The sequence below is a fragment of the Nakamurella sp. UYEF19 genome (assembly GCF_040546275.1).
In the GTDB taxonomy this organism is placed as follows: Bacteria; Actinomycetota; Actinomycetes; order Mycobacteriales; family Nakamurellaceae; genus Nakamurella.
This window is the reverse complement of the sequence record NZ_JBEPNO010000002.1, coordinates 398,844-422,192: the sequence shown is the minus strand read 5'-3', so window position 1 is coordinate 422,192 and position 23,349 is coordinate 398,844. Positions and strand designations below refer to the sequence as shown.

Here is a 23,349-nt window from a genome sequence, read left to right as displayed (position 1 = left end):
GTCCTAGGAGATGTGCGGGCGGACCACCGCGACCGGGCACGGGGCGTGGGCGATCAGGGCCTGGCTCGTCGAACCCATCAGCAACCCGACAAACCCTCCGTGGCCGCGACTCCCGACCACGAGGAGCGATGGCTTGTTGTCGGCGGTCGTCTCCTTCCAGTGCTCCAACATGCTGGCGGCCGGACGGCCGCGCAGCACCACCGGGTGGACCTCGACGTCCGGGTACTTCTCGGACCAGCCCGCCAGCTGCTCGGCCAGGAGGCGGCGCTCCTGTTCGAAGCGCTCCCGGTCCACCTCGACCGGGTACGGACGGACGAAGCCGTCGGCCGGCTGGTTGTTCCAGCTGTGCACGGCGACCAACCGGGTACCCCGCATCGAGGCCTCCTCGAACGCGAAAGCCAGAGCCCCTTCGGAATCGCCGGAGCCGTCCAGGCCGACCCAGACCGGACCGGACCCCTGTGCGGGGCCGGCCGTCGGATCGGTCCTGATCACCACCACCGGGCCGGCCGCTCCGGCTGCGACCCGCAGGGCGACCGAACCGAGGATGGACTCGGCGATCTCGCTGTCCCCGTGCGACCCGACGACCGTCAGCAACACCCCCTCCGAGGCTTCTCGGAGCAAGCGGACCGGCGCACCCTCCCGGACGTCCGTGGTGATCGCGAGGTCCGGGTGGAGCGCGGCGATGGCATCGCGGACCGCGGAAACCGCCCACCGCGCCCAGTGCTCGACGTCCTCGTAGACACTGGTGGGGATGACGACCCCCGGTCCGGCGAAGGTCACCGCCACGTCGTAGCACTGGAGCAGGTGCAGCGCCGATCCTCGTCGTTCCGCCTCCTGGGCCGCCCACATCGCGGCTGCGCCCGAGGACGACGACCCATCCACCCCGACCAGGACGACATTCTTTGCGATCGTATTCATGACGACTCCCTCTGTGCGGCGGCAATTGTCGAACCAATCGCCTGCTTCGCTCCCGAGCGTGACCGACACGCACGGGGCCGACCAGAGCAGAAGGTCACCGGAGCATGGGCAGAAGATCTCCTGAGGGCCGGCGGGACGGCGGGCCGGATTCCGGCACTCCGGTCTTGCGTCATCTCGGCACTTCTCTCCGGCCGCCCGATCGGCCAGACTGTGCTCATCGCTCGCCCTCGCGGTGGGTTCGGCTCTTTTCAACGTCGAGAGGAAACGTCATGAGTGTCCCCACCAGCACCAACCCGGCAGCCGTCGCTGCGGCCGCCGACGCAGTCGTGCAGGCCGCCACGAGTTCCGAACAGCGCGTGCCCGGCGTCGTGGCCGGCCTGACGAACCGCGAGGAGACCTTCTACCTCGGCGCCTCCGGCGTGCGTGATCTCGCCACGAACGCACCGATGACGACGGACACCGTGATGGCGATCTTCTCCACCACCAAGGCGATCACCGGCACGACGGCCCTGCAGCTGGTCGAGGAGGGCAAGCTGGATCTGGATGCGCCGGCCAAGGAGTACGTGCCGGCGATCGGTGACATCCAGGTGCTCGACGGATTCGATGACGCCGGCAACCCGGTCCTCCGTGCACCGAAGAGCGACATCACGACGAAGCAGTTGTTGTTGCACACCGCGGGATTCGGCTACGACTTCTTCAACGAGCAGTACAACCGCCTCGCCACCGAGCACGGTCAGCCGAGCATCGTGGCGGCCACCCGCAAGTCGCTGATGAGCCCCCTGCTGTTCGATCCCGGCACGGAGTGGGAGTACGGCAGCAACATCGACTGGGCCGGCCAGGTGGTCGAGGGCATCACCGGCAAGTCCCTCGGAGAAGTCATGCAGGAGAGAGTGTTCGGGCCGCTCGGAATGACGGATTCTGCGTTCCCGCTCGACGGTTCGACCCGACCGCGGCTGGCGACCATGCATCAGCGCGAGAGCGACGGCAGCCTGACGCCCACCGAGTTCGTGCTACCGGAACCCGAGGTGCACATGGGCGGCCACGGGCTCCACTCGACGGTGCCGGACTACCTGAAGTTCATCCGGATGTGGCTCAACAAGGGCGCTTCCGACTCCGGCGAGCAGGTTCTGCAACCTGACACCGTCGACTTCGCGGTGCGGAACCACCTCGGTGATCTCAAGATCAAGATGCTGCCGGGCGTCATCCCGTCGCTGTCCAACGACGCCGAGTTCTTCCCCGGTCAGTCGAAGTCCTGGGCGCTGACCTTCATGGTCAACGACGAAGAGGCACCGACGGGACGGCCGCCGGGGAGCATCGCCTGGGCGGGGCTCGCGAACCTGTACTACTGGATCGATCCGAAGAACGGCATCGGGGGCTTCTGGGGTACCCAGATCCTCCCGTTCGCCGACGCCCTCTCCGTCGGCGGCTATCTCGATTTCGAGACAGCGGCCTATCGGGCGCTGCTGGGCTGAGTCAGCGGCCCGGCCCCCCGCCGGGCCCTTTCGGCGCAGACAAAACGGCACTGCGCATACAGAACGGCGCCGAGGGCCGCCGGCTGGTGTCGTCAGCGGGGTGGGCGGAGTTCGTGGCGTCGGGCGTCGACCTCGGCACGTAGTTCGCGCAGCACCTCGGCGGCCGCCGGCCGGCGCAGCACCCGAGGCGCCAGTACCGCCGTGAAGGTCAGTTCGGCGTCGACCTCGAACGGCAGGATCCGGGTGAGTCCCGGTGTGCCGGCGGCGAGGAAGTTCGGCAGGATGCCGATCCCACCGCCGGCCAGCGTGACCTGGACCTGCGCGTGCACGCTCGTCGAGCCGATCTGCACTGACCCGCCGGGGAACAGGTCGTCGATCAGGTCGAGATCGGTGACCCGCAGCAGGGAGTCGATGTAGTAGATGAGCGAGTGACCCGCCAGATCGGTCCGGACGTGCGGTCGGCCCTTGCGCCGCACGTACTCCTGCGACGCGTACATGCCCAGCGTGTAGTGCGCCAGGGTGAACGCTTCGACCCGTTTGGATGCTGGATCCCCCACCCCGATCTCGATGTCGGCACCCACCCCCTGGACCAGCGGCCGGGTGGCGGTGACCAGCTCAAGCGTCACCGCCGGATGCCGGCTGTGCATCCGGGCCATCACCGGTCCCACGAAGTAGGCGCCGAAGGCTTCCGGTGCAGCAATGCGCACCAGGCCGGCCAAGGATGCCTTCCCCGCCTCCGGGCTCGACGACAGCTCGCCGACCGTCATCATCGTCCGTTCGATCAGCTCGGCGCCGTCCAACAGTGAACTCCCGAACTCGGTGAGCACGCAGCCACGAGCGGTTCGGACCACCACCGGATTGCCGAGATCCCTTTCCAGAGAGGAGATCCGCCGGGACACGGTGGTGTGTTCGACGCCCAGGGCAGCGCCGGCGGCGGCGAACGTCCCGCTGCGCGCCACCTCCAGCAGGATCAGCAGATCGTTGGGATCAGCCACCCGTCCCCCTTCCACGCGCTGACGAACCAGCGCCGTCCGGGTCCTCGACCATCCACCACGGTCGGGCTTCGCCTGTGCATGATTGCACGACTCGCGTGCACAACTCCGCATTGCGGCGATCTGCAGCCCGGCAGACAATAGCCGCAGGACCACCACGGGTGACGACGTGTCGAGCGACGCACCGTGACAGGGTCGCCATCCATCGCGCAGAGTCGCGCCGACAGAGGAGTCTTGAGTGAGAGTTGCCTGGATCGGGCTCGGGAACATGGGCGGACCGATGGCCGCGAACCTGGTGGCGGCCGGACATCAGGTCACCGGCTTCGACCTGTCCGAACCGGCCACCAAGGCCGCCGGTGACAGCGGAGTGGTGATCGCCTCTTCGATCCCGGAGACGGTGTCCGGCGCCGAGGTGGTGTTCACCATGTTGCCCGCCGGGCGCCACGTCGAGGCAGTGCTGAATGGCGAAGGCGGCGTGCTGGCCCATATCGCCCCCGGCACGCTGGTCGTCGACAGCTCGACGATCGACATCGCCACCGCCCGTTCACTGCACGAGAGCGTGACGGCTGCCGGATTCCGCTTCCTGGACGCGCCGGTGTCCGGCGGCGTCTTCGGTGCCCAGTCCGGTGGCCTGACGTTCATGGTCGGCGGCGACGCGGCGAACCTGGCCTCGGTTCGCGAGCTCGTCGAGGTGATGGCCGGCCGCATCTTCCACGCGGGTGGGCCCGGAAGCGGTCAGGCGGCGAAGACGGCCAACAACATGATGTTGGGCATCAACCTGGCCGCGCTCTGCGAGGGCTCCATCCTGGCCGGACGTCTCGGGCTCGATCCCAAGGTCTTCTTCGACATCGCCTCGGTGTCATCCGGTGACAGCTGGGCGCTGCGGAACTGGTACCCGGTCAAGGGTGTCGTCGAGAACGCCGCCGTCAACCGCGACTTCGAGGGCGGCTTCGCGATCAACCTGATGCGCAAGGACGTCGGCCTCGCCCTGGAGGCCGGAGAGGCGACCGGAACCGACCTGCCCTTCGCCACCCTGATCGTCTCCTACCTCGACAGGATGATCGAACTAGGCTGGGGCGGCAGCGACAGCGCAGCCGTCGTCAAGCTGTTCGACGGCAGTCTGACCGCACCGGGCTCCTGACCGGACCCACCCGCTGTCATCGACCCACCCACCCGACACCGACCCACCCACCCTTGAGGTAGCCATGACCACCACATCCGACATCACCGTCACCGACTTCCCGATGCTGATCGGCGGTGACCGGGTCAACGCCGCGAACGATGCGTGGACCGACGTCCACAGCCCGAGTCGCAGGGGCACCGTCATCGGCCGCGTACCGCAGGGCGAGGCCGTCGACGTGGACCGCGCTGTGGAGGCCGCCCGGGCCGCGTTCCCGGCCTGGCGCGATCTGCACTTCAAGGACCGTCAACTGGCGCTGCTCCGCATCGCCGATGCGTTGGCCGAGCGCGCCGAGGAACTCGCCCTCCTGACGGCGACCGACACCGGCAACGCGTTGCGCCCTCAGGCCCGCCCGGAATCGCAGACCCTCGTCAACCTGTTCCGCTACTTCGGTGGCGTGGCCGGCGAGTTCAAGGGCACGGTGCTGCCGGCCGGCAACGACCAGCTCCAGTACACCCGCCGCGAGCCGCTGGGTGTGGTCGCCGCGATCCTGCCGTGGAACTCTCCACTGATGATCGCCGGCATGAAGGTGCCCGCCGCTCTCTCGGCCGGCAACACCGTCATCCTCAAGCCGGCGGCCGATGCTCCGCTCACGATCCTGCTGATGGCCGAGATCGCCAACGAGTTCCTCCCACCGGGGGTGCTCAACGTCGTCACCGGCAAGGGCAGCGTGGTGGGCGAGGCCCTCCTGGTCCACGAGGGAGTCGACAAGGTCTCGTTCACCGGCTCGACCGAGGTCGGCAAGCACGTCGCACAGGTCACCGGCGCCCGCCTGGCCCACACATCGCTGGAGCTCGGCGGCAAGAGCCCGACAATCGTGTTCCCGGACGCCGCCGCACCCGACCGGCTCGAGGCTCTCGCCGACGGCATCCTGCTGGGCATGCGGTTCACCCGCCAGGGTCAGTCCTGCACCGCAGGCTCCCGTCTGTTCATCCACGAGAGCGTCTACGATGTCGTGCTGGAAGCCGTGGTGCGCAAGGCTTCTGCGCTCAAGGTCGGCGATCCCCTCGACGAGGGGACCGACATGGGAGCGATCATCAACGCCTCCCAGTACGCCTCCGTCAAGGAGTACATCGACGAGGGCAAGAGCCAGCCCGGGGTCCGGGTGGCGCTCGACGGTGGCGACTACTCGCCGGAAGGCCTCGACGGCTTCTACCAAGGCCCGACGATCTTCGCGGGGGTGCAGAACACCTGGCGGATCGCCCGGGAGGAGATCTTCGGGCCGGTGCTCGTCGCCATCCCGTGGAGCGACCGCGAAGAGGTCATCAAGATGGCCAACGACTCCCACTACGGTCTGGCCGCGTTCGTCTGGTCGCAGAACCTCACCGAGGCCTTGGACACCGCCCACCGGATCGACTCGGGTTGGGTGCAGGTCAACCAGGGCGGCGGGCAGGTCATCGGGCAGGCCTACGGCGGCTACAAGCAGAGCGGTCTCGGACGCGAGTTCTCGATCGAAGGTGCCATCGAGGGCTTCACGCAGACGAAGCAGATCAACGTGAAACTCGGCTGACGCCTGGCTGACGCCAGGATGCGGCCCCCCACCGGGTTCAGTCCTGTGAGGTGAGCCGCATTCGCTTGCCGTAAACTGTTGGACATCAGATAGTCGGAGGACCAACCAATTCTCCAGCTCGCTCCGAATACCCTTCATCACCCCTTCCCCCAACGCCGAGCCGAAGGTGCCGCCCATGTTCGACCTGACCGACGATCACCGGGCCCTGGCCGAGGTGGCGAGGGAGTTCGCCGACGAATTCCTGGCGCCTTCCGCGGTCGAGTGGGACCGCACCAAGCACTTCCCCGTCGACGTGCTGATGAAGGCCGCCGAGATCGGCATCGGCGGCATGTACGTCCGAGAGGACGTCGGCGGTTCGGGCCTGAGCCGGGTGGACGCGGCCGTCATCGTCGAGTCCCTCGCAACCGGATGCCCGTCGCTGGCCAGCTACATCTCCATCCACAACATGACGGCATGGATGATCGACAAGTACGGCAACGACGACCTCCGGCGCCGGGTGCTGCCCTCGATGTGTTCCATGGAGACCCTCGGTTCCTATTGCCTCACCGAACCGGGCGCCGGCTCCGACGCCGCGTCGCTGAGCACCAAGGCCGTCCTGGACGGGGACCACTACGTCCTGACGGGGGTCAAGCAGTTCATCTCCGGTGCGGGCGCCAGTGGCGTCTACGTGGTGATGGCCCGGACCGCCGACACCGGGGCGAAAGGCATCTCGGCGTTCGTCGTCGAACTGGGCGCACCGGGTCTGTCGTTCGGGCCGAACGAGGCCAAGATGGGCTGGAATGCGCAGCCCACCCGTCAGGTGATCCTGGACGGTGTCCGAGTACCGGCACACGACATGCTGGGCGTACCCGGCGACGGCTTCCGCATCGCGATGAGCGGCCTGAACGGTGGTCGGGTCAACATCGGAGCGAGCTCTCTCGGTGGCGCCCGCGCGGCCCTGGAGAAGACCCTGGCCTACTCCGCGGATCGACGGGCCTTCGGTCGTCCGATCAACGAATTCCAGGCCCTGCAGTTCCAGATGGCCGACATGGCAACATCTCTGGAGGCGGCGCGGCTGCTGCTGTTCAAGGCGGCCGACGCCATCGACATCGGCAGCAAGGACATGGTCCAGCTGTGCGCGATGGCCAAGAAGTTCGCCACCGACACCGGTTTCGAGGTGGCCAACCGTGCCCTCCAGATCCACGGCGGCTACGGCTATCTCGCCGAGTACGGCATCGAGAAGATCGTCAGGGACCTGCGGGTGCACCAGATCCTCGAGGGCACCAACGAGATCATGCAGCTGGTGATCGCCAGGACGCTGGTCGCATGATCTCGCATCTGCGGGCGGACGGTCCGGTGCTGATCACCACGGGCGATGGGCTCGGTCACCTGACGCTCAATCGTCCGAGAGCCATCAACGCCCTCGATCACGAGATGGTCGGCCTGATCACCGCCGCGCTGACCGCGTGGGAACACGACGACGACGTGGCCGCCGTGATCATCTCGGGCGCCGGGGACCGTGGTCTGTGCGCCGGCGGCGACATCCGTGCGATCTACCAGGACGCTCTGTCCGGCGGGACCGCGTCGATCGACTTCTGGCGTGACGAGTACCTGATGAACTACCTCATCGCCCGTTACGTCAAGCCAGTGGTGGCCCTGATGGACGGGTTGGTCATGGGCGGCGGCGTCGGTCTCGCCGCGCACGCGTCGCACCGGATCGTCACCGACCGGACGCAGCTCGCGATGCCCGAGGTGACGATCGGCCTGATCCCGGACGTCGGCGGCACCTATCTACTGGCACGGGCGCCGGGCTGGCTCGGGCTGCACGCCGGCCTGACCGGGACGCGCCTGGGCGCAGCCGACGTCATCACCCTCGGGATGGCCGACCACTACGTGGACCATCGCGACCTCGCCGAACTCGTCGCCACCATCGCGGTCAACGGCGTGGAGTCGGCCGTCTACTCTTTCGGGGGCAGCCTGCCACCCGGATCCCTTCCGGCACAACGCACCTGGGTCGACAACTGCTACGGCGCGCCCACCCCGCAGGAGATCGTTCTGCGCCTGCGGTCGGCCGGGCAGCCCGAGGCCCAGGCCGCCGCCGATGCCATCACCGCGGCCTCCCCCACCTGCGTGACGGCGAGCCTGCTGGCCATCCGGACGGTCCGTTCCGAGGCGGCGACCCTAGAACAGGCGTTGAACCTGGAGTTTCGGGCGGTCAACGCCGCCCTGCGGTCCACGGACCTTGCGGAGGGCATCCGGGCGCAGGTGATCGACAAGGATCGGCAGCCCGTCTGGTCGCCTCCGACCTTCGACGGTGTGACCGATGAGCGTCTGCGGAGCTTCTTCGCCCCTGTGGACAACCCACCCTTTCCCGAGCAGGAGGAACTGGTCGTGCCACAGCTCTTCGAGGACGCGAGATGACCGACTACACGACGATTCTCGTCGATCGACCCGACAGCGCTCCACGGGTGGGCCGGATTACCTTGAACCGGCCCGAGGCGCTCAACGCGCTGAACCGCACCCTGATGCTGGAGGTCGTGGCGGCGGCTACCGAACTGGACCGCGACCCGGCGATCGGTGCCATCGTCATCACCGGGTCGGCCCGCGCGTTCGCCGCCGGGGCCGACATCAAGGAGATGCAGCCACAGGGGTTCCCCGGGGTCTACGTGGACGACCTGTTCCGTGACTGGGACCGGCTCGCCGACCTGCGCACACCGCTCATCGCGGCGGTGGCCGGCCATGCGCTCGGCGGTGGATGCGAACTGGCGATGCTCTGCGACATCCTGCTGGCGGCCGACAACGCCAAGTTCGGGCAGCCGGAGATCCGCCTCGGAGTGATCCCGGGCATCGGAGGGTCCCAGCGACTGACCAGGGCCATCGGGAAGGCGAAGGCGATGGACATGTGCCTCACCGGCCGCGTCATGGAGGTCGAGGAGGCCGAGCGCGCCGGCCTGGTCTCCCGCATCGTCCCCGCGAGCGAGCTGATGGCAGAGGCCCTCTCGGTGGCCGCGACCATCGCCGGATACAGCGCGCCAATTGTGAGCATGGCCAAGGAAGCAGTCAACCGGGCCTTCGAAACCACCCTGGCCGAGGGTATCCGCTTCGAACGCAGGATGTTCCACGCCACCTTCGCCACCGCTGACCAGAAGGAAGGCATGGCGGCGTTCGTCGAGAAGCGCAAGCCGTCCTTTCGCCACCATTGACCCGGCAGCGCCTGCGCTACCGTGGCCGTCAACGACCAGCACCACTTCACTACTCGCAAGGGACGAACCGATGGATGTTGCAGTCTTGGTCAAGCAGGTTCCTGATACGTATTCCGAGCGGAAGCTGCGGGAGTCGGATTGGGTTTTGGATCGTGATTCTTCTGATGCGGTGATCGATGAGATCGATTCCAAGGGTGTGGAGATCGGTTTGCAGTTGACCGAGACTCATGGGGGGACGGTGACGGTGGTGACGATGGGTCCGGATCGGGCGAAGGAGACGTTGCGCAAGGCGTTGGCGATGGGGGCGCACAAGGCGGTGCATGTGCTGGATGAGGCGTTGGCCGGTTCGGATGCGTTGCAGACGTCGGCGGCTCTTGCGGCGGCGTTGAGGACGTTGGAGGTGGACGTGATCATCACGGGCAATGAGGCCACCGATGGTCGGACGGCGTCGATGCCGGCGATGTTGGCGGAGCGGTTGGGGTGGGCGGCGGTGACGTCGGTGACTGCCGTGTCGGTGGAGGGTTCGGTGGTGTCGGCGCAGCGGGTGGTGGAGGGTGGTGCGGCGCGGGTGTCGGCGTCGTTGCCGGTGGTGTTGTCGGTGAACGAGAAGGTCGGTGAGCCGCGGTATCCGAATTTCAAGGGGATCATGGCGGCGAAGTCGAAGCCGGTGTCGGTGTTGTCGGCGGCGGATCTGGGTTTGGATGCTTCGTCGTTGGGGTTGGTGAATGCGTCGACTCAGGTGGTGTCCGGTGCTCCTCGGCCGCTGAAGTCTGCGGGGGAGAAGGTCACCGATGATGGTGAGGCCGGCAACGGGATCGCCGAGTTCCTCGTCGCACAGCGCTTGATCTGATCCCGCGTTCGATCTGAGACGACGATTCATCCGACACGACGCAATCGAAATAGAGGAGGAATGACAGCTATGAGTGAAGTCATCGTTCTGGTCGAGCATGCCGACGGCGCGATCCGCAAGGTGACCGGCGAGCTGCTGACCGCGGCGGCCCGGTTGGGTGCACCGTCGGCGGTCGTCATCGGCCCTGCGGGTACGGCGGCTGCTCTGACCGAGCAACTCGGCGCGGCCGGTGCGGTCAAGGTGTACGCGGCGGAGTCGGTGGATCCGACCAAGGTGCTGCTGACCGGTCAGGTCGCGGCGCTGCAGGCTGCGGTGGCGGCGGCCGCGGCTTCGGGTGGTGCGCAGGGTCCGGCGGCGGTGTTGGTGGCGGCGACGTTCGACGGTCGGGAGATCGCCGGTCGGTTGGCGGTGCGCCTGGATTCCGGTCTGCTCGCCGACGTGGTGGACGTGGCGTTGGAGGGCGGGGTGGTGGTCGCGACGCAGTCGGTGTTCGGCGGCGCCTACACCACCCGCTACCAGGTGACCCGCGGTGTGCCGGTGATCTCGGTGCGCGGCAACAGCATCGACGGTGCCGCCGACCCGGTGAGCTCGCCCGAGATCGTCGACCTGGCCACCGAGGTGGACGCTGCGACCACGACCACCGTGTCGGAGTGGCTGCCCGAAGAGGCCGGGGATCGCCCGGAATTGGGTGGCGCCAAGATCGTCGTCTCCGGCGGCCGCGGTGTCGGCTCGGCCGACAACTTCCACGTCGTCGAAGAACTCGCCGATGTGCTCGGCGGCGCCGTCGGCGCCTCCCGCGCGGCGGTGGACTCCGGGTACTACCCGCACCAGTTCCAGGTCGGCCAGACCGGCACCACCGTGTCCCCGCAACTGTATGTGGCCCTGGGGATCTCCGGCGCCATCCAGCACCGCGCCGGGATGCAGACGTCCAAGACGATCGTCGCGGTCAACAAGGACACCGACGCCCCGATCTTCGAGATCGCCGACTACGGCGTCGTCGGCGACCTGTTCACCGTCGCCCCGCAACTCGCCTCCGCCGTCAAGACCCGCAAGGGCTGACCTGCGTGTCGGACAACGGAACTGGTGGTCCGCTGGCCGGGACCCTGGTCATCGATCTGACCAGGGCCCTGGCCGGCCCGCACGCGGCGATGATGCTGGGCGACCTCGGTGCCCGCGTCATCAAGGTGGAGAACCCCGGTTCGGGTGACGACACCCGTTCGTGGGGACCACCTTTCGTCCAGCCGGACGAAGGCGACCGCGAGTCGACGTATTTCCTGTCGACCAACCGGAACAAGGAATCCATCGCTCTCGATCTGAAGGATCCCGCCGACAAGCAGGTTCTCACCGAGTTGTTGCGTCGCGCCGACGTGCTGATGGAGAACTTCCGGCCCGGCACCCTCGACCGCCTCGGTTTCGGCACGGATGTGCTTGCTGCACTGAATCCGCGGCTGGTCACCCTGGCCATCAGCGGCTTCGGGCACGACGGACCCGAAGGTGGCCGCGCCGGCTACGACCAGATCGCCCAGGGCGAAGCCGGTCTGATGTCGCTCACCGGTTCGGGCCCTGACGATCCCCAGCGGGTCGGCGTGCCCATCGGCGATCTCCTGGCCGGGATGTACGGCGCCTACGGTGTGCTGGCCGCGCTGATGGAGCGCGAGCGCACCGGCGTCGGGCAGGTCGTGCGCACCTCGTTGCTCGCAGCCGTCGTCGGCGTGCACGCCTTCCAGGGCACCGGATGGACGGTCGCCGGGAAGGTCGGGCAGGCGCAGGGCAACCACCACCCGTCCATCGCGCCCTATGGTCTGTTCCAGTGCGCGGGCGGGAACGTGCAGCTGTCGTGTGGCAGCGAGGGCCTCTGGAAGCGGTTGTGCTCCGAGTTCGGTCTCGACCCGGCCGCGCTCGGCATGGCCACCAACAGCGACCGGGTCGGCCACCGTCAGGAGGTCATCGAACTGCTGGAGGCGGCGTTCGCCGACATCGACTCCGAGACCCTGCTGAAACGTCTTGCTGCGGCAGGGATCCCGGCGGGCAAGGTCCGGACGCTCGACCAGGTCTACAACTGGGACCAGACTGAGTCGCAGGGTCTGAAGATCTCCGTCGACCACTCCACTCTCGGCCCGCTCACGCTGCCCGGCCCACCGCTGCGCTTCTTCTCCCCCGGGCCGGACGGCGAAACCGAGACCACGCGGACGGATCATGTCGCGCCGCCCACGCTGGGTGGTGACGGCGAGGCCATCCGCGCCTGGCTGAGTGCCTCCCCGACCAACGACCAGACCCTTGACTGACAACCGGCTTCCCCGTGACCGACAGCACTGCTGCGGCGGCCAGGACGCAGCAGACGGTCTGACTGGACACCTCCGGCCGGGCGCCGCAAAATGCATCGACGGCAATCGTGTGCATTCACATCGTGTCCGTGCCGGTGGCCGATCAGGATCGTGCCAAAGAGTTCTACGTCGGGGTGCTGGGATTCGACCTGATCCGGGAAAACCCCATGGGAGGCGACCTCCAGCCCTGGGGCCGCTTCGTGACCTTCGCCGACCCGGACGGCAACGGGATCGTACTTCAGTCGACAGCACCGGACGCCTGACGGGTGTTCGCTCTCTGCGCCCGGTCCGACGGATTCCGCGAATGTACGGACTTCGGCGTGGGGGCCGCTGGGTCCGGGAGCACCAGGAACGCGCCGTCGTCATCAGACCCGACGGTCGGTGCGATGCTCTCCGGGCTCCGTTGCCCCGCCAGTATCTCCGCGGTCCCGGAGTACCCGGACAGGTCCAGACAGGTCGAGTACTGAGGTGGGAGCATCAACACGGCGCGATTATCGGCCCATCGGATCGCATGGTCGAGACCCACTCCACCGCAACGGCTTCGGTCGACACATCCCGCGTTTGTTGACCCTCGGGCAGCACGGCGAGGAAGAACCACGACCGATAGCGGCGGCGCTCGAACTCGGGCGTGGTCCACACCGACCAGGCTCGCAGCAGATCCGTTCGAAGGACGAGACCACGGGACCGGAGGACATCGGCGAGTCAGGGCCCGTGCTCGGCAAGGGAAAGACCGCCATCCCTGCCGCGAAGGCCATCGTGGTCTGGCGCCGCATCACATGGATCTGCAGCTGTCCCGGACCTGGCGGATCCCCATCCCGCATCAGCACCACCGTCGCAGCATCACGGGGTTCCGCTGCCACTGCGGACCCTGCGGCCGGAGCCATCAAAGTCTCGACACACTGCCGGGCATTCGAATGGTCGGCTCAACACCATCAGTCTCCTACGACCGCCGATGCGGTTTCCGGGCGACCGAACCGTTCGTCCCGCCCGAGCGGGGTCCATGCTGATCGAAACGGCGCTCAGGCGCGCTTGGGGAACTGGGCGAAGTCGGGCTTGCGCTTGGCCTTGAACGCCTCTCGGCCTTCCTGCGCCTCCTGCGATCCGTAGAACAGCAGGTTGGTGTCGTGGGCGAGCTGCTGGATGCCCGCGTATCCGTCCTCCGCGGCGTGGAAGCTGGCCTTCATCAGGCGCAGTGCGAACGGCGACAGTTCCAGCATCTCGCGGCACCACCTCACCGTCTCGGTCTCGAGATCGGCCAGCGGCACGACGGCGTTCACCATGCCCATGTCCAGCGCCTGCCGGGCGTTGTACTGCCGGCAGAGGAACCAGATCTCCTTGGCCTTCTTCATTCCCACGAGCTGGGAGAGCGAACTCGCTCCGAAGCCACCGTCGAACGAACCCACCCTCGAACCGACCTGTCCGAAGATGGCGTTGTCCGCTGCGATCGTCAGGTCGCAGACGATGTGCAGGACGTGGCCGCCACCGATGGCGAACCCGGCCACCATCGCCACGATCGGCTTGGGCAGGCGGCGCATCTGGACCTGCAGATCGGTGACGTGGAACCGTCCGACCGAGCTCTCGTCGGTCTTGTAGCCGCTGTCGCCACGGACCCGCTGGTCCCCGCCGGAGCAGAACGCCTTGTCGCCCTGTCCCGTCAGGATGATGACGCCGACCCGCTCGTCCTCGCGGGCGATCAGCAGGGCGGCCGAGATCTCGATCAGCGTCTGGGGGCGGAACGCGTTGCGCACCTCCGGCCGGCAGATGGTGATCTTGGCGATCCCATCCTCGGTCGTCTCGTAGCTGATGTCCTCGTACTCACCCGAAGCCGTCCAGATGATGGGATCCGGCTGGTCTGACGCAGTGGGCTCTGGTGTCGACATGCTGACCGTCCTTCGATGGGCGCCGACGCGGCTTCTACTTGCCGAGTTCGGCCTGCTGCCACCCTAACCGCCCACCGACCGCACCTTCCCGGTCACGCTGCCGGACCAGGTCCGCGCGGGGCCGGGCTGCCGCCGGAGGGCATCATCGAGGGTGTGCCTCCCGGCGCCACCGGGAACGTAGTGCTCAGCGGGACGGACCAGCACCGTCCGGAGAGGAAGTCGGCCCATGTTCGGCAAGAAGCAGACCGTTGCGGATCAGCTGGTCGAGGTGCTCGTCCAGGCAGGCGTCACGCAGATCTTCGGGTTGGTGGGTGACAGCCTCAACGCCTTCAGCGACGCGGTGCGCCGTCGCGGCGGCGCCGCCGAGGGTGGAATCGACTGGGTCCACGTCCACAACGAGGAGGCCGCGGCACTGGCTGCCTCCGCCCAGGCCCAACTGACCGGAAAGCTCGCCGTGTGCGCAGGCAGTTGCGGGCCGGGCAACACCCATCTGATCCAGGGGGTGTTCGACGCCCACCGCTCTGGCGCCCCGGTGCTGGTACTCGCGTCCCACATCGCGGCAGCCGAGATCGGCACTGGCTTCTTCCAGGAAACCCATCCCGAGAAGCTGTTCGACCAGGCCAGCCACTGGTGCGAGATGGTTTCCCAGCCGTCCCAGATGCCCCGGCTGGCCAGGATCGGCATCGCCCACGCGGTCGGCCTCCGCGGGGCCGCCGTGCTGGTGCTGCCCGGCGACGTGCTCGAGGAACACGCCACCACGGAGACGGGCACCTCCGCTCCCGCCGTGCCCCGATCGCTTTCCGTGCCGCCCACGCCCGTGATCGAGAATCTGGCTGCCCGGCTCAACGAGGCGAAGACAGTGGCGATCTTCGGCGGGATCGGATGCGCCCACTCCAGGGCCCAGGTGCTGGAACTGGCGTCGAAGCTGAACGCCCCGGTGGGACATTCCCTGCGCGGCAAGGAGAGCCTGCAGTACGACAATCCCTTCGATGTCGGGATGTCCGGTCTGCTGGGATATGGCGCCGCCTATCAGGCCTGCCACGAGGCGGATGTGTTGTTGTTGCTGGGCACCGACTTTCCCTACACCGCGTTCCTGCCGCAGTCGCACACGATCCAGGTGGACATCGACCCCTCCCGGCTCGGCCGCCGGACGCCGTTGGACCTCGGGGTCTGCGGCGACGTCGGCCTGACGATCCAGGCACTGCTCCCCATGCTCACCCAGAAGACCGACCGCTCGTTCCTCGACGACATGCTGGCCAAGACCGCGAAGCAGGTCAAGAATTCGGTGGACGTCTACACGCACAACGTCGAGAAGATGACACCGATCCATCCGGAGTACCTGGCCGCCCTGATCGATCGCTACTCCGACGACGACGCGATCTTCACTGCCGACACCGGGATGTGCTGTACCTGGACGGCCCGGTACATCACACCGAACGGCAGGAGACGGCTGATCGGGTCGTGGGTGCACGGCACGATGGCGAATGCCCTCCCCCAGGCCATCGGCGCCGCGAAGACCTACCCCGGACGTCAGGTGATCTCGCTGTCCGGCGACGGCGGACTGGCCATGCTGATGGGCGAACTGCTCACCGTGAAGACGCACCGCCTGCCGGTCAAGGTGGTGGTGTTCAACAACTCCAGCCTCGGCATGGTCCGCCTCGAGATGATGGTGGCCGGGGATCCGCCGTTCGAGACCGACCACGACCACGTCGATTTCGCGGCGATCGCCAGAGCGGTCGGGTTCCACGCGGTGCGGGTCGAGGATCCGAAGGACCTGCCGGCTGCGCTCCGGTCTGTCCTGGATCACGACGGGCCGGCTCTGCTGGACGTGGTCACCGACCCGGACGCCCTCGAACTCCCCCCACACCTGACGAAGGAGGAGGCCGCGGGATTCGCCCTGTCGATCAGCAAGACCGTGCTGGGCGGCGGCGTCGGCGACATGCTGCACCTGGCCGCCGCCAACCTTCGGCTCATTCCGAAGCCATAGACACGGAAAGTGCGGCATCAGACAGGCGGCTCCTTGTCGGCCCCCTGAACGCAGTCGGACCGATGCGCAGTCAGCGAATCGACGACTGCAAGCAGGCGGCCGAACATCTCCTCGAACAACGCCTGCCCCCGCAGTGCCGTAGCACCGGTCGGATCTCCGAGCACGCCGTTCGGGCTGACGGCGATCACGCCGCCGGCGCGCATCGGTTCGAGCAACTGCGCCAGCGGTTGGGTGGCACCGGCAGCAGCAAGGTCCGCCCGCACCGTTTCCGGAGACAGGTACAGCATCAGCGAGGTCTCCTGGAACCCGGCGTGCGCATCCGAACGCGGACCGGATCCCGCAGCGTGCCAGACGGTCAGGGACCTGCCCTCGTAGCGCATCAACTCCGAAGCCCGTTGCAGCGCAGACACATTGCCTCCGTGTCCGTTGACCACCAGGACGTGGTCGAACGTCCGGCATGCGTGCCGGACGAACTCCACGACGACGGAGGTCAGCGCCTCGGTACCGATCGACAGGGTGCCTGGGAAGTGCGCGTGCTCGCCGCTGGCGCCGATCGCCTGGGCCGGCGCCAACGCCGCGTGCGGGGCATGCCGGTGTGCCTCGGCCGCCAGTGCGGAAGCGATGATCGTGTCGGTCCCCAACGGTAGGTGAGGACCGTGCTGCTCGGTGGACCCGATCGGCCAGATCAGCAGCGTGCGCGCAGACTCGGCGACCTGAGGCCATCGCGCGGTCTCCAGCGGCTGCAGACCCGCCTCCGACTCAACGGGCATGGCGACCGCGCCGGCGACGGAGGTCCGGCAGGTCGCGGACCCGTGGGAGCACCGGCTCGAGCGTTCGCTCGGCGAGCACACCGCGCCAGACCCCGGCGCTGTAGGCCAGATCGTCCAGCGTCCGGGCGACCAAGGACCCGCCCGCCAGACGCGCCGCCTTCCAACGGCTCTCGCCCTCGGCGGTCGATGCGCCGGAAGAGGCGTTCGCCGTCCGGGCAGACTTCACATCGAGGGAAACGAGATACACCAGCCCGGCCGCCGCGGTCATCCCCAGCCTCCGACCCACCTTCGGCATCACCAGCGACACGACCAGCGTGGCCGGCGCCATCGGCCGGATCAGCCACCGCCCGAGCGCGCCGCCGGCCCGCAGATGCCCCTGCGCGGCCAACCTTCGCGCGTGCGACGGTGACAGGGTCCGCATCCCCCAGGGCGCGATGGCGGTCGTCGCGGTGGCAGCGGCCAGACCGACCAGCGGATGAATCAGCACTCCCGCCAACCACGGCCCGAACGACCAGATCGAGACGTCGACGTGGCGTAGCGCGCCCGGATGACGGCGACCGAGATCGGCTGAGCTGGCACCATAGTCGATCCGGCGGGCCAGCGCTGCCCGCAGGCTGGTGCGTGGCCGGTGGCCGACCCGCACATCCGGGAGATACCGGATCCGGCCGTGTGCGGCGAGCCGCCAGACCAGGTCGACGTCCTCGCCGACCTGCATTGCCTCGTCGAAACCGCCGACGTCGGCGAATACCTGCGCGTCGACCAGGAGAGCCGCGCTCGGCACGTAGGAGACCACCTGGCCCACACCGACGTCCGACGGTGTCCCACCGAGATCCAACGCGCACACGCGTTGCTCGAACCAGCCGCCACAGCCACCGGCCGGCAGTGGGTAGATACGCGGTGCGGCCAGGACCACCCGGGCGGCGTCCGCGCCGGCGGCGTCGTCAGTCTGGTCGATGCGCCCCTTGAGGCTCTCGATCCACCCGTCGTCGGGCAGGGTGTCGGCGTCGAGAAAGGCGATCCACTGGGTGGAAGCCCTTGCCACTCCGGCATTTCGGGCAGCTGCCGGACCACGGGAGGTCTGGTGCCGCAGCACCTGGACATTCTCCCGACCGTCGGCCACCACGGCGAGCGGCGGCTCCGACCCGTCGTCCACCACGATCACCGGGACGTCAGGACCGATGCGGTCCAGCAGCGCACCGAGGGATTGCGGATCGGAACGGGCCGGGATGACGACGGTGACGGAGAGCCCGACGGCGGACGGCGGGGGCGGTGCCAGCATCAGCCCCGCACTGACCAATCGGTCGAGCAATTCGCCCACCGCGGGATCCTCCGGCACCGTTGCGCCATCGAGCAGGTCCCGCACCGTCGCGGCCCCACGCTCGGTCAGGGTCACGACCCGGTACGGTGTGCCGCCGGCCATCGTCGTCGAATCCAACCACCGGACACCGGGTCCCGGACGCCAACCAGCGCGCACCTCCCCCGTCGCTCCGCTCGCCTCGTCCACATCCCCCGTCGCTCCGCTCGCCCCGTCCACATCCCCCGTCGCTGCGCTCGCCCGCGCCCTGGTGTTCTCGTCGGTCACACGAATCCTCCGTCGACCCGCATCGCGGTCCCGGTGACCGCCGAGGAAGCGGGGCTGCAGAGCCAGCCGACGGCCGCCGCGATCTCGGAGGGTTCCAGGATTCGTTCGAGCCGCTGATGCGGAGCGAAGGCTTCAGCGTTGGGGAGGCCGTAGACACGGGCGCTTCGTTCCAGGAGCGCCGTTCTGGTGCTCCCGGGGAGCACCGCGTTGGCGGTGACCGCCGACGGCCCCAGGTCCGCGGCCAACGCTCGGATGTAGCCCAGCGCAGCATGTTTGGAAGCGACATACCCGGCCAGCCGGGGAAGCCCGGTCTCGCCCGCGGTGGAGACGACGGCCACGAACCGACCTCGACCGCGTGGCGCCCCGAGCAGCGCGGGAACGGCCGCCCTGGCCAGGTTGGCGACGCCGTGGAAGTTGGTGTCGAGGTCACGGTCCAGGTCTGCCTTGCTGAACTCCCACGCGAGCTGGTCGGAGCCGATGATGCCGGCGACAGCCACCACCGCGTGCAGTCGACCTGGTTCGACGAGGGCGACGGCCGCACCCAACGCATCCTGATCCCTGACGTCGGCAGACATCGCGCGCACCTCCACTCCCAGATCCCGACACAGTTGAGCGGTGGCCTGCAGTTGCTCGGGCGAGCCGAGGGAGTAGCCCAGATCGGCGATGGCGTCGGTGGCAGGAGCGTCCAGGAGGACGAGGTCGAACCCGTCCCTCGCCAGTCGTAGCGCAACCTGGGCACCCATCCCCCGGGCGGCACCGGTGATCAGCGCAACGGGCCGCGGGACCGCCCATTCCGTCGTTGCGTACGTGTCGGCCGTCATCGGCTGTCCGTTCCGTCGGTCATGGGCCGGCCGGGATCGATCCGGCGGTGAGGATCGAGAGCGACTGCTGCAGCAGCGGAATCAGGTCGGTGTCGTCGGTAGCGAGCCATTGCTCGTAGGCCGCGAGCGCCGCGCCGAGCGCGAGGTGACCCAGAGTCCTCGGCACCAGAGCAGTCTTCGGCACGCCGAGCCGGGCAGCGGCAAAGGCGACGATGACGGCCCGCCACGCGCCGTACCGCAGTGTCGAGTACGCCTGCAGCGCCGGGGAGGACAGGATGATACGCATCCGGTCCTTCAGCAGCCTCGTCGCCGACGCGTCGAAGGAATTGAATTCAACGACGCCTGCCTGGATCGCCGCCAGGATCGGCATCTCCGGTGGACACTGGTCGAACCATTGTGTGAATCGATCGAGTTGGGTGTCGAAATCGCCCCAGATGGCGTCGTTCTTGGACTTGAAATAGCGGAAGAAGGTCCGCCGCCCTATGCCCGCCGCAGCCGCGATCTCTTCGACGGACGTCACCTCGAAACCTTGTGCCGAGAACATCGTCAGCGAGATCTGTTCGAGCTCGGCCCTGCTGGTGACCGGCGGCCTCCCGATGCCGGTCGGCCCCAGACCTGCCGGCCCCAGAGCTGTCGACTCGGAGTCGGTCGCGATCGCTCGGTTCACCCGCCGTCCTCCCTCTCACCCCGCCATCGTGACCTGTGTTGGCCATCGGGACCTGTCTTGACCGGTGACCCTACCGGCACCACCCGGACCCAAGGTAGACCGTTGCACAGCAGACGATCTCAGGGATCAGGAATTCGTCAGCCCGAATTCCTTGACAAACGGCACTGAGTGTCAATATCGTCCGAAGTGACCCAGCGCACAGTCCCGGATGTGACCGGATCACCGTGCTCAACCGATGAAGGGGAACCCCATGTCCGACACTGTTGTTCTGGACGCCGTTGCCGCCGAAGAGATCGCAACGGAGCAGGCCTCCGTGGAAACCCCGACCGCGACCGCCCCGACGAAGCTGTCCGACCTCCTCGTCGAGGATGTCTCCATCGACGGCATGTGCGGCGTCTACTAAACCCGGGCGACCGGCCATGAGCGACGCGCAGTTGACGGACCTGCCGGCGACATTCGACCCGGCCCTCCCGTACGAATTGCATCCCCAGGTGGAGATCCGCCCAGAACCTTTCGGCGCGCTCCTCTATTCATTCAAGACGAGACGGCTGTCCTTTCTCAAGGATCCCGTTCTCGTCACTGTCGTGCGGGGCCTCGCCGACCACGCGTCTGCCAGCGCCGCATGTCGCGCGGCCGATATCGAAGAGCCGGCCCGGCTGGAGCAGTTCCAGCGGGCACTGGCCACCCTTGCCTCCACCGAGACCATCCGGGAGCGCTCCACATGACCGCTGCGATCAAACCCCCTGCGGTGCTGCCATTGGTGGAGCACTTCGCATTGGGGCTGGACGCCCCGATCTGCCTGACGTGGGAGCTCACGTACGCGTGCAACCTCGCGTGCGCGCACTGCCTGTCGAGCTCCGGGCGGCGCGATCCCCGGGAGCTGTCGACCGCCGAGGCCAAGGCCGTGATCGATGAACTCGAACGGATGCAGGTCTTCTACGTCAACATCGGTGGTGGCGAACCCACTGTGCGGTCGGACTTCTGGGAGCTCGTCGACTACGCGACAGCCCACAAGGTCGGGGTGAAGTTCTCCACCAACGGTGTCAAGATCTCGTCCGCCGTCGCAGAGCGGCTGGCCGGCAGCGACTACGTCGACGTGCAGATCTCATTGGACGGGGCGACCGCGGAGGTCAACGACTACGTCCGTGGAGTCGGCTCGTACGACACGGCCATCAGAGCGATGGAGAACCTGGCTGCGGCCGGATTCGCCGGTTTCAAGATCTCCGTCGTCTGCACCCGCCAGAACATCGGACAGCTCGACGAGTTCAAGGCCATCGCCGACAAGTACAGGGCGCAGCTCAGGCTGACCAGGCTCCGGCCGTCCGGTCGTGGCGCCGACGTCTGGGACGAGCTGCACCTGCTGCCCGGTCAACAGCGCGAGCTGTACGACTGGTTGGTGCTGAACGGGGAGAACGTCCTCACCGGCGATTCGTTCTTCCACCTCGCTGCGTTCGGTGACTCACTGCCGGGCCTGAACCTCTGCGGCGCAGGGCGAGTCGTCTGCCTGATTGATCCGGTCGGCGACGTCTACGCCTGCCCGTTCGCGATCCACGAATCGTTCCTGGCCGGAAACGTCCGCTCCCCCGGTGGCTTCCAGACGGTCTGGCGGGATTCAAAATTGTTCGCCGAGTTGCGCAAGCCGCAGAGTGGCGGGGCATGCTCGTCCTGCTCGGCCTACGACTCGTGCCGCGGCGGGTGCATGGCTGCGAAGTTCTTCACCGGGCTGCCGCTGGACGGCCCGGACCCGGAGTGCGTCAAGGGTTACGGCGAGATCGCGCTCTCGAAGGTAACCCCGGGTCTATCCCCGAAACCATCACTCGACCACTCCCACAAGGCCACCCTGGCCAACGCGCCGGTGATGCTGACGCTCGACCGCAAGCCACCGAGCCGTGACTGCAACGAGGACCCGGTCGCGGGACTGCGGGTCGAAGCGCTCGCCTGAGGGCTGCAGTACTCGTCAAATCGAACCGGACGGGCCTAGATCCCCTGCGCCAGAGAACCAGTCAACGAAGACGAAAGGTATGACCGATGGGCAATGCGTGGTTCGAGACTGTCGCAGAGGCACAGCGTCGCGCGAAGAAGAGGCTGCCCAAGTCCGTCTACGGGGCCCTGGTGGCGGGATCCGAACGTGGCCTGACGATCCAGGACAACCAGGCCGCCTTCGGCGAACTCGGCTTCGCACCCCATGTCGCGGGCATGTCGGCCAAGCGGAATCTGGCGACCACCGTGATGGGGCAGGAAATCTCGCTCCCGGTCATCATCTCGCCGACCGGCGTGCAGGCCGTCCATCCCGACGGTGAGGTGGCCGTCGCGCGGGCAGCCGCCGCGCGCGGCACCGTGATGGGCCTGAGTTCCTTCGCCAGCAAGAGCGTCGAGGACGTGGTGGCCGCCAACCCGCAGACCTTCTTCCAGCTGTACTGGTCGGGGTCGCTGGACCAGATCAAGCAGCGGATGGACCGGGCCAAGGCGGCCGGCGCCGTGGGCCTGATCGTGACCCTGGACTGGTCGTTCTCGCAGGGACGTGACTGGGGCAGCCCGAGCATCCCCGAGAAGGTCGACCTGAAAGCGATGTGGCAGTACGCACCCGAAGCGATCACGCACCCGAAGTGGCTGTTGGCGTTCGCGCGCACCGGCAAGATCCCAGACCTCACCGTGCCCAACATGGCCTCCCCCGGGACCTCCGCCCCGACCTTCTTCGGGGTGTATGGCGAATGGATGCAGACCCCTCCGCCCACCTGGGAGGACGTTGCCTGGTTGGTGAAGGTGTGGGGCGGACCCCTGATGCTGAAGGGGGTTTCGCGCGTCGACGACGCCCGCAAGGCTGTTGACGCTGGTGTCACCGCGATCTCGGTGTCCAACCATGGCGGCAACAACCTCGACAGCACTCCGGCGACGATCCGCGCATTGCCGGCCGTGGCGGAAGCCGTCGGGGACAAGATCGAGATCGTGCTCGACGGCGGGATCCGGCGCGGCAGTGACGTCGTCAAAGCCGTCGCCCTCGGTGCCCGCGCGGTGATGATCGGCCGCGCCTACCTCTGGGGCCTGGCCGCCAACGGCCAGGCCGGGGTCGAGAACGTTCTCGACATCCTGCGCGGGGGCATCGATTCCGCTCTGCTGGGCCTGGGGCACTCCGACATCGCAGACCTCCGGCCCGGCGACATCGTCATGCCCGCCGACTTCCGCCGTGATCTCGGAGTTCCTGCAGACTCCTGAG

General features: G+C 67.8%; 23 protein-coding genes. 15 read left to right on the top strand and 8 right to left on the bottom strand.

The annotated features are described in order from the left end of the window. Window positions 1-3: 3 nt before the first annotated feature. Entirely contained in the window at window positions 4-918 is a 915-nt protein-coding gene (locus tag ABIB25_RS05115) for a universal stress protein (RefSeq protein WP_354527335.1), read from the bottom strand. A gap of 269 nt (window positions 919-1,187) precedes the next feature. Here ABIB25_RS05115 and acmB point away from each other — a divergent pair, with 269 nt between their 5' ends. After that, a complete protein-coding gene (gene acmB / locus ABIB25_RS05110; RefSeq protein WP_354527334.1) occupies window positions 1,188-2,390 on the top strand; it encodes a methyl acetate hydrolase AcmB in 1,203 nt (400 codons plus the stop codon). Window positions 2,391-2,482: 92 nt separating this feature from the next. Here acmB and ABIB25_RS05105 read toward each other — a convergent pair whose 3' ends face one another. Then, complete coding sequence (locus ABIB25_RS05105; RefSeq protein ID WP_354527333.1) at window positions 2,483-3,385, bottom strand: LysR family transcriptional regulator; 903 nt, start codon at window positions 3,383-3,385, stop codon at window positions 2,483-2,485. A gap of 235 nt (window positions 3,386-3,620) precedes the next feature. Between ABIB25_RS05105 and mmsB the strand changes: the two genes are divergently transcribed. The 9 genes from mmsB (at window position 3,621) to ABIB25_RS05060 (ending at window position 12,691) form a co-directional block, all read left to right on the top strand. Next, on the top strand, window positions 3,621-4,523 hold the full coding sequence (gene mmsB, locus ABIB25_RS05100) for a 3-hydroxyisobutyrate dehydrogenase (protein WP_354527332.1): 903 nt from the start codon (window positions 3,621-3,623) through the stop codon (window positions 4,521-4,523). 64 nt (window positions 4,524-4,587) lie between these two features. Next, window positions 4,588-6,072: an aldehyde dehydrogenase family protein gene (locus ABIB25_RS05095; RefSeq protein ID WP_354527331.1), complete on the top strand. Its 1,485-nt coding sequence runs from the start codon at window positions 4,588-4,590 to the stop codon at window positions 6,070-6,072. 175 nt (window positions 6,073-6,247) lie between these two features. Further along, a complete protein-coding gene (locus ABIB25_RS05090) occupies window positions 6,248-7,381 on the top strand; it encodes an acyl-CoA dehydrogenase family protein (RefSeq protein WP_354527330.1) in 1,134 nt (377 codons plus the stop codon). Further along, window positions 7,378-8,472 carry an enoyl-CoA hydratase/isomerase family protein gene (locus ABIB25_RS05085; protein ID WP_354527329.1) on the top strand — a complete coding sequence of 365 codons (1,095 nt, stop codon included), beginning with the start codon at window positions 7,378-7,380 and terminating at the stop codon, window positions 8,470-8,472. Before ABIB25_RS05090 ends, ABIB25_RS05085 begins: the two co-directional genes overlap by 4 nt. Further along, the gene (locus ABIB25_RS05080) at window positions 8,469-9,254 is read left to right on the top strand and encodes an enoyl-CoA hydratase (RefSeq protein ID WP_354527328.1); all 786 of its coding nucleotides are present in this window, start codon (window positions 8,469-8,471) and stop codon (window positions 9,252-9,254) included. Before ABIB25_RS05085 ends, ABIB25_RS05080 begins: the two co-directional genes overlap by 4 nt. A 70-nt stretch (window positions 9,255-9,324) precedes the next feature. After that, the gene (locus ABIB25_RS05075; RefSeq protein WP_354527327.1) at window positions 9,325-10,104 is read left to right on the top strand and encodes an electron transfer flavoprotein subunit beta/FixA family protein; all 780 of its coding nucleotides are present in this window, start codon (window positions 9,325-9,327) and stop codon (window positions 10,102-10,104) included. 69 nt (window positions 10,105-10,173) lie between these two features. Further along, window positions 10,174-11,163, top strand: a complete 990-nt coding sequence (locus ABIB25_RS05070) for an electron transfer flavoprotein subunit alpha/FixB family protein (protein ID WP_354527326.1) — start codon at window positions 10,174-10,176, stop codon at window positions 11,161-11,163. A 5-nt stretch (window positions 11,164-11,168) separates the two neighbouring features. Beyond that, a complete protein-coding gene (locus tag ABIB25_RS05065; RefSeq protein ID WP_354527325.1) occupies window positions 11,169-12,389 on the top strand; it encodes a CaiB/BaiF CoA transferase family protein in 1,221 nt (406 codons plus the stop codon). 128 nt (window positions 12,390-12,517) lie between these two features. Continuing rightward, the gene (locus tag ABIB25_RS05060; protein WP_354527324.1) at window positions 12,518-12,691 is read left to right on the top strand and encodes a VOC family protein; all 174 of its coding nucleotides are present in this window, start codon (window positions 12,518-12,520) and stop codon (window positions 12,689-12,691) included. Here the strand turns inward: ABIB25_RS05060 and ABIB25_RS05055 are convergent. Together ABIB25_RS05055 and menB are read right to left on the bottom strand one after the other, a co-directional pair. After that, on the bottom strand, window positions 12,667-12,912 hold the full coding sequence (locus ABIB25_RS05055; RefSeq protein ID WP_354527323.1) for a hypothetical protein: 246 nt from the start codon (window positions 12,910-12,912) through the stop codon (window positions 12,667-12,669). The genes ABIB25_RS05060 and ABIB25_RS05055 overlap by 25 nt on opposite strands. Window positions 12,913-13,447: 535 nt before the next feature. After that, a complete protein-coding gene (gene menB, locus ABIB25_RS05050) occupies window positions 13,448-14,308 on the bottom strand; it encodes a 1,4-dihydroxy-2-naphthoyl-CoA synthase (protein ID WP_354527322.1) in 861 nt (286 codons plus the stop codon). Window positions 14,309-14,534: 226 nt separating this feature from the next. Between menB and ABIB25_RS05045 the strand changes: the two genes are divergently transcribed. Beyond that, entirely contained in the window at window positions 14,535-16,295 is a 1,761-nt protein-coding gene (locus ABIB25_RS05045) for a pyruvate dehydrogenase (protein ID WP_354527321.1), read from the top strand. 17 nt (window positions 16,296-16,312) lie between these two features. On the opposite strand, the gene mftE is transcribed toward ABIB25_RS05045, so the two are convergent. From mftE to mftR, 4 genes are read right to left on the bottom strand one after another with little or no spacing between them, the layout of a single operon-like run. After that, complete coding sequence (gene mftE, locus ABIB25_RS05040; protein WP_354527320.1) at window positions 16,313-17,065, bottom strand: mycofactocin biosynthesis peptidyl-dipeptidase MftE; 753 nt, start codon at window positions 17,063-17,065, stop codon at window positions 16,313-16,315. After that, window positions 17,055-18,647 carry a mycofactocin biosynthesis glycosyltransferase MftF gene (gene mftF / locus ABIB25_RS05035; RefSeq protein WP_354527319.1) on the bottom strand — a complete coding sequence of 531 codons (1,593 nt, stop codon included), beginning with the start codon at window positions 18,645-18,647 and terminating at the stop codon, window positions 17,055-17,057. Before mftF ends, mftE begins: the two co-directional genes overlap by 11 nt. Beyond that, on the bottom strand, window positions 18,644-19,468 hold the full coding sequence (locus tag ABIB25_RS05030; protein ID WP_354527318.1) for an SDR family oxidoreductase: 825 nt from the start codon (window positions 19,466-19,468) through the stop codon (window positions 18,644-18,646). The genes mftF and ABIB25_RS05030 overlap by 4 nt, the downstream gene beginning before the upstream one ends. A 19-nt stretch (window positions 19,469-19,487) precedes the next feature. Continuing rightward, on the bottom strand, window positions 19,488-20,135 hold the full coding sequence (gene mftR / locus ABIB25_RS05025) for a mycofactocin system transcriptional regulator MftR (protein WP_354527317.1): 648 nt from the start codon (window positions 20,133-20,135) through the stop codon (window positions 19,488-19,490). A gap of 250 nt (window positions 20,136-20,385) precedes the next feature. On the opposite strand from mftR, the gene mftA reads away from it, so the two are divergent. The 4 genes from mftA (at window position 20,386) to mftD (ending at window position 23,348) form a co-directional block, all read left to right on the top strand. Continuing rightward, complete coding sequence (mftA, locus tag ABIB25_RS05020) at window positions 20,386-20,538, top strand: mycofactocin precursor MftA (RefSeq protein ID WP_354527316.1); 153 nt, start codon at window positions 20,386-20,388, stop codon at window positions 20,536-20,538. Between the two features lie 16 nt (window positions 20,539-20,554). After that, window positions 20,555-20,860 carry a mycofactocin biosynthesis chaperone MftB gene (gene mftB / locus ABIB25_RS05015; RefSeq protein WP_354527315.1) on the top strand — a complete coding sequence of 102 codons (306 nt, stop codon included), beginning with the start codon at window positions 20,555-20,557 and terminating at the stop codon, window positions 20,858-20,860. Further along, window positions 20,857-22,077: a mycofactocin radical SAM maturase gene (gene mftC, locus ABIB25_RS05010; RefSeq protein WP_354527314.1), complete on the top strand. Its 1,221-nt coding sequence runs from the start codon at window positions 20,857-20,859 to the stop codon at window positions 22,075-22,077. Before mftB ends, mftC begins: the two co-directional genes overlap by 4 nt. Before the next feature lie 86 nt (window positions 22,078-22,163). After that, window positions 22,164-23,348 (top strand): pre-mycofactocin synthase MftD, encoded by a 1,185-nt coding sequence (gene mftD / locus ABIB25_RS05005; protein WP_354527313.1) that lies wholly within the window; start codon window positions 22,164-22,166, stop codon window positions 23,346-23,348. Window position 23,349: the final 1 nt, after the last annotated feature.

Bases quoted from the DNA above. Each gene is read 5' to 3' on its own strand.
- menB (WP_354527322.1), bottom strand. From the start codon at position 14,308: ATGTCGACACCAGAGCCCACTGCGTCAGACCAGCCGGATCCCATCATC.
- mftE (WP_354527320.1), bottom strand. From the start codon at position 17,065: ATGCCCGTTGAGTCGGAGGCGGGTCTGCAGCCGCTGGAGACCGCGCGA.
- acmB (WP_354527334.1), top strand. From the start codon at position 1,188: ATGAGTGTCCCCACCAGCACCAACCCGGCAGCCGTCGCTGCGGCCGCC.
- ABIB25_RS05095 (WP_354527331.1), top strand. From the start codon at position 4,588: ATGACCACCACATCCGACATCACCGTCACCGACTTCCCGATGCTGATC.
- ABIB25_RS05075 (WP_354527327.1), top strand. From the start codon at position 9,325: ATGGATGTTGCAGTCTTGGTCAAGCAGGTTCCTGATACGTATTCCGAG.
- mftC (WP_354527314.1), top strand. From the start codon at position 20,857: ATGACCGCTGCGATCAAACCCCCTGCGGTGCTGCCATTGGTGGAGCAC.
- mftB (WP_354527315.1), top strand. From the start codon at position 20,555: ATGAGCGACGCGCAGTTGACGGACCTGCCGGCGACATTCGACCCGGCC.
- ABIB25_RS05090 (WP_354527330.1), top strand. From the start codon at position 6,248: ATGTTCGACCTGACCGACGATCACCGGGCCCTGGCCGAGGTGGCGAGG.
- ABIB25_RS05080 (WP_354527328.1), top strand. From the start codon at position 8,469: ATGACCGACTACACGACGATTCTCGTCGATCGACCCGACAGCGCTCCA.
- mftA (WP_354527316.1), top strand. From the start codon at position 20,386: ATGTCCGACACTGTTGTTCTGGACGCCGTTGCCGCCGAAGAGATCGCA.
- ABIB25_RS05045 (WP_354527321.1), top strand. From the start codon at position 14,535: ATGTTCGGCAAGAAGCAGACCGTTGCGGATCAGCTGGTCGAGGTGCTC.
- ABIB25_RS05070 (WP_354527326.1), top strand. From the start codon at position 10,174: ATGAGTGAAGTCATCGTTCTGGTCGAGCATGCCGACGGCGCGATCCGC.
- ABIB25_RS05085 (WP_354527329.1), top strand. From the start codon at position 7,378: ATGATCTCGCATCTGCGGGCGGACGGTCCGGTGCTGATCACCACGGGC.
- ABIB25_RS05030 (WP_354527318.1), bottom strand. From the start codon at position 19,468: ATGACGGCCGACACGTACGCAACGACGGAATGGGCGGTCCCGCGGCCC.
- mftD (WP_354527313.1), top strand. From the start codon at position 22,164: ATGGGCAATGCGTGGTTCGAGACTGTCGCAGAGGCACAGCGTCGCGCG.
- ABIB25_RS05115 (WP_354527335.1), bottom strand. From the start codon at position 918: ATGAATACGATCGCAAAGAATGTCGTCCTGGTCGGGGTGGATGGGTCG.